Here is a 4,320-nt window from a genome sequence, read left to right as displayed (position 1 = left end):
AATCTAAAATCTAAAATCTAAAATCTAAAATTCCGATGACACCTTAATTTGTTAAAGTCGAATGTTAAGCTTGCCTGCTTCGACTTTAACACCGTCCCCTAAAGCTAAGCTTCTAAGCCCAATCTAAAATCTAAAATCTAAAATCTAAAATTCCGATGACACCTTAATTTGTTAAAGTCGAATGTTAAGCTTGCCTGGTTCGACTTTAACACCGTCCATAAAGCTAAGCTTCTAAGCCCCATCTAAAATCTAAAGTCTAAAATCTAAAATTGATATGGTTCACCAACCCCCATCGGGTGCAAGAGATTTATTGCCCCTTGACGTTGCTCAAAAAATTTCGATCGAACGGCGCTTACAGCAGGTTTTTCACCGCTGGGGCTATCACCGGATTATTACCTCTACTCTAGAAAGGCTGGAGACATTGATGGCTGGGGGCGCGATCGACCGATCGACCTTAATTCAACTGCAAGACGCCGAGGATGGAGAACTTGGTTTGCGGCCGGAATTGACAGCATCCATCGCCCGCGCGGCTGCAATGCGGATGGCCGGGACTCGCTGGCAGCCTCAGCGCCTCTACTACAACGCTAACGTGTTCCGCAAAGGCCCAGATACTGGCTCAGGCGGGCAACAGGAGTTCTATCAAGCTGGGGTAGAACTCCTCGGCGCGGGGGGGGCGGTTGCGGATGCGGAAGTGCTGCTGCTGCTGTCTGAGTGCTTGCAGAGCTTGGAAATTGATGACTGGCATTTGGTTTTGGGAGAAGCGGGCTTGACTGCGACATTGCTGGAACCGTTTCCGCCAAACGTGCGCCAGAAAGTTCGGGGGGCGATCGCCAATCTCGATCGAATTGCCTTGGAAACTTTGCCGCTGTCAACGGAATTGCGAGAAAGAGCTCTGCTGTTATTTGACTTGCGCGGCCGCCCAGAAGAGGTGTTGCCAATTGTTGCTAAGCTGGATTTAGATTTGCCCCAGCAAGCCGCGTTAAATAATCTCAAATCGGCGATCGAATTGCTGCACCAATGTCAATCAAAAATTCCCAATCTCAAATCCCACATTCACCTCGATTTGAGTTTAATTCAAACATTTGACTACTACACTGGAATTGTGTTTGAAGTTGTCAGCAGCAGCAAGACAGGACAGCGAGTTTTAGGACAAGGGGGACGCTACGACCAACTGTTGGGACTGTTCGATCCCCAAGGGCAAAATTCCCCCGGCATCGGGTTTTGTCTGAATATTGAAGATTTGCACCAAGTTTTGCTGACAGAGGGGCAATTGCCCACCCAGACGCCCGCTAGCGACTGGTTGGTTGTGCCTCTAACTCCTGAAGCTGGGGCGGCGGCCTTTGCTTACGCTCGCAAACTCCGAGACTCTAGTCACCTAGTTCGGGTGGAAATAGATTTGGAGAGTCGGGAGACAGAGGAGGCGGCGCGGGAATTCGCGCGCGATCGACGAATTGCTCAAATTGCTTGGGTAAATGCCGAAGGATTGCCAACAATTGAAACGGTAAATTAGGCTAATTGGTAATTGGTAATTGGTTAAAAATCACCTGATATGATATTATGTATCCTGCTGATTGAGATCAGGTTTTGCCAATTACTAATTGCTAATCCCCTATCTAACTAAAATCTTTTGAGAGAACACTATGGCACACACTATTGTTACGAATATTTGCGAGGGAATTGCTGATTGTGTCGGCGCTTGTCCGGTTGCTTGCATTCACCCCGGCCCTGGCAAAAATGTCAAGGGTACTGATTGGTTTTGGATTGATTTTGATACCTGTATTGACTGCGGTATTTGTTTGCAGGTGTGTCCTGTCGAAGGTGCGATCGTTCCAGATGAGCGGCCCGAGTTGCAGCAAACTCCGACTTGATTGCATTAATTAACTTCATCCGTAAGGTGCGCTGCGGCTCACCCTACATTTTTTTTTGAACCACAGAGGGCGCAGAGGACACAGAGAAGAAGAGTGAGAAAGAACTGAAAAATCTAACGTTTAGATATCTAAGTGAGGTAATTAATTATGTTACTTTTGTGAGTTCTTTCTTTTCCCTTCTCTTCTCTTCCTTCGTGTCCTTCGCGTCTTCGCGGTTCGTTTAAAAAAAAGCCCGATCGCACTTTACAATAAAATCCCATGCAGCCGATCGCACTTTCCGACTCTCATATTTTATCCATGCGTACCCACGCCGAAAGCGCTTATCCTGAAGAATGCTGCGGTTTGTTGCTCGGTCGAGTTACTGGCGATGTTAAAACTTTAGTGGAAGTTTGGCCGACTGACAATGCTTGGAGTGCGGAAGCTGAGGAGAATTGGCCTGAAGAAAAGGGATTGACAGAAAGACGCAGATATGCTATTAAGCCCGAAGATATGTTGCGGGCGATGAAACACGGGCGCGATCGCAGTCTGGATATTATCGGTATATATCATTCTCACACGGATTGTCCCGCAGTGCCCTCAGAGTGCGATCGGGCATTGGCGTGGGCCCAATACTCTTATATCATTGTGTCCGTCCGACAAGGCTGTTGGGAAGACCTCCGCAGTTGGAGTCTTGACGGAGAGGGGAACTTTCAAGCAGAGGAAATTCTCGCACAGGAACCGACTGAGATTAAGAAATAATTAGTAAAAATAACAAACAGGTAAAAATGCGAAAGATTCAGATAGGATGTAATTCAAAATCTGCGCTACACACAATATCATGCTAAATCCTAATCTGGAGGAGATCCAGCTCAACAAACAAGAATACGAACGCTACTCTCGCCACCTGATCCTGCCAGAAGTTGGATTGGATGGACAGAAGCGTCTCAAAGCTGCCAGCGTGCTCTGCATCGGTACGGGAGGCCTCGGTTCGCCGCTGCTGCTGTATTTAGCCGCAGCCGGTGTTGGCCGCATTGGGATTGTAGACTTTGATGTTGTAGACCATTCTAATTTGCAGCGGCAAGTAATTCATGGCACTTCTTGGGTTGGGAAACCGAAGATTGAGTCGGCTAAAAATCGGATTTTAGAAATTAATCCTTTTTGCCAAGTAGATTTGTACGAGACTCGCGTTAGTTCGGAAAATGCGATCGACATTGCCACTCCTTACGATATCATTATTGACGGCACGGACAATTTCCCGACTCGCTATTTGATGAACGACGTTTGCGTGCTTTTAAACAAGCCCAACGTCTACGGTTCCATCTTCCGATTTGAAGGGCAAGCAACAGTTTTCAACTACGAAGGCGGCCCGAATTATCGCGATTTGTACCCGGAACCCCCGCCTCCTGGGATGGTTCCTTCTTGTGCCGAAGGCGGTGTTTTAGGCGTTTTGTGCGGAGTTGTCGGGTCTATCCAAGCAACGGAAGCTATCAAGATTATCTTGGGTCAAGGCACTACTTTGAGCGGCCGACTGTTGCTTTACAATGCCTTAGATATGACGTTCCGCCAATTGAAACTGCGGCCTAATCCAGTGCGCCCGGTAATTGAAAAGTTAATTGATTACGAACAATTCTGCGGCATTCCTCAAGCTAAAGCGCAGGAAGCAAGTCAGCAAACGCAAATTCCTGAGATGACTGTGACGGAACTTAAGGAGTTAATCGACAGCGGTGCCAAGGATTTTGTATTGTTAGATGTTCGGAATCCCAACGAGTATCAAATTGCTCAAATTCCGGGGTCTGTTTTGGTTCCTTTACCGGATATCGAACACGGCCAAGGTGTTGAGAAAGTTAAGGAATTGTTGAACGGGCATCGCTTGATTGCACACTGCAAAATGGGCGGGCGTTCTGCGAAGGCTTTGGGCATTTTGAAGGAAGCTGGAATTGAGGGGATTAATGTTAAGGGCGGAATTACTGCTTGGAGTCAAGAAGTAGACCCGTCTGTACCTCAATATTAAGGCTAATCTTTTTCTGGGGCGGGCAAATCACCCGCCCGGAACCGGGATTATGGCGGCGGCAACTGTATTCTCACCCTGTTCTCCTTTGATTCTATCTTGGTAAGCATTTGCCAAATTATTTTGAGTCATCGCCCATTGTTGCGGGAAAGCAGGGCGGGTGTAAACTTCACTAGCTGCTTGATAAAATGCGATCGCCCTTTCGATGCACTACCCATGTTTGGGATATTGTACATTTTTTGTGGGGAAAAACCCGAGTTTTTTGTACAATACTTTTACCCAGATTTTGTAGGGGCGGGTTCCACCAACAATATCTAACAAATACTAACAATCTAGATAAACCCGCCCCCCACCACCGATAACCCACATCAACCTGGAATTTTCATCGCATCGGAAAATGTAGGTTGGTATTTTTCGTTGGGTGGGGGCGGGTTTTTGAGATTGTCGATTTGTGGCAATTATGGT

The 4,320-nt window shown here is 47.1% G+C and carries 4 protein-coding genes; all 4 read left to right on the top strand.

The genetic code is table 11. The features are described 5' to 3' along the window. The first annotated feature begins 274 nt into the window (after window positions 1-274). The 4 genes from QUA88_RS10755 to moeB all read left to right on the top strand — a co-directional run bounded on the left by QUA88_RS10755 (window position 275) and on the right by moeB (window position 3,858). Complete coding sequence (locus QUA88_RS10755; RefSeq protein ID WP_333054338.1) at window positions 275-1,510, top strand: ATP phosphoribosyltransferase regulatory subunit; 1,236 nt, start codon at window positions 275-277, stop codon at window positions 1,508-1,510. A 130-nt stretch (window positions 1,511-1,640) separates the two neighbouring features. Beyond that, on the top strand, window positions 1,641-1,868 hold the full coding sequence (locus QUA88_RS10750) for a ferredoxin family protein (protein WP_333054336.1): 228 nt from the start codon (window positions 1,641-1,643) through the stop codon (window positions 1,866-1,868). 258 nt (window positions 1,869-2,126) lie between these two features. Further along, the gene (locus QUA88_RS10745; protein ID WP_333271651.1) at window positions 2,127-2,606 is read left to right on the top strand and encodes a M67 family metallopeptidase; all 480 of its coding nucleotides are present in this window, start codon (window positions 2,127-2,129) and stop codon (window positions 2,604-2,606) included. A 79-nt stretch (window positions 2,607-2,685) separates the two neighbouring features. Continuing rightward, a complete protein-coding gene (gene moeB / locus QUA88_RS10740; protein WP_333271648.1) occupies window positions 2,686-3,858 on the top strand; it encodes a molybdopterin-synthase adenylyltransferase MoeB in 1,173 nt (390 codons plus the stop codon). Window positions 3,859-4,320 lie beyond the last annotated feature (462 nt).

The organism is Microcoleus sp. D3_18_C2 (assembly GCF_036702395.1).
Classification (GTDB): Bacteria; Cyanobacteriota; Cyanobacteriia; order Cyanobacteriales; family Microcoleaceae; genus Microcoleus.
The sequence above is the reverse complement of the archived record's forward strand: the minus strand, read 5'-3'. Positions and strand labels throughout refer to the sequence as shown.

What these genes read in the sequence shown, in the direction of transcription:
- QUA88_RS10755 (WP_333054338.1), top strand. Translation starts at nt 275, where the DNA reads ATGGTTCACCAACCCCCATCGGGTGCAAGAGATTTATTGCCCCTTGAC.
- QUA88_RS10750 (WP_333054336.1), top strand. Translation starts at nt 1,641, where the DNA reads ATGGCACACACTATTGTTACGAATATTTGCGAGGGAATTGCTGATTGT.
- QUA88_RS10745 (WP_333271651.1), top strand. Translation starts at nt 2,127, where the DNA reads ATGCAGCCGATCGCACTTTCCGACTCTCATATTTTATCCATGCGTACC.
- moeB (WP_333271648.1), top strand. Translation starts at nt 2,686, where the DNA reads ATGCTAAATCCTAATCTGGAGGAGATCCAGCTCAACAAACAAGAATAC.